The sequence below is a fragment of the Vibrio scophthalmi LMG 19158 genome, from assembly GCF_000222585.1.
Lineage (GTDB): Bacteria > Pseudomonadota > Gammaproteobacteria > Enterobacterales > Vibrionaceae > Vibrio > Vibrio scophthalmi.
In genome coordinates, this window is sequence record NZ_AFWE01000092.1 from 1 (window position 1) to 276 (window position 276).

The 276-nt window shown below is 49.3% G+C and carries 2 tRNA genes; both read right to left on the bottom strand.

Going from position 1 to position 276, the window contains the following annotated elements:
- Positions 1 to 59 precede the first annotated feature (59 nt).
- Positions 60 to 135: transfer RNA gene (locus RH88_RS08110), tRNA-Ala, on the bottom strand.
- A gap of 42 nt (positions 136 to 177) precedes the next feature.
- A tRNA-Ile gene (locus RH88_RS08115) sits at positions 178 to 254 on the bottom strand.
- Positions 255 to 276: the final 22 nt, after the last annotated feature.

The following is a 276-nucleotide window of genomic DNA, read 5'->3' on the forward strand; positions in this document are numbered from 1 at the left end:
GATGAAAACCATTTTTAAAAACACTCAACTTTCTATTCAAAAGTAAATGCGCTTAAAGATGGTGGAGCTATGCGGGATCGAACCGCAGACCTCCTGCGTGCAAGGCAGGCGCTCTCCCAGCTGAGCTATAGCCCCATCAGGTGTCGATACTGTGTGCCAATTCCTTGGGAAGGGAATTGGTGGGTCTGAGTGGACTCGAACCACCGACCTCTCGCTTATCAGGCGAACGCTCTAACCACCTGAGCTACAGACCCAGTATCGTCTCTTAAACTTTAT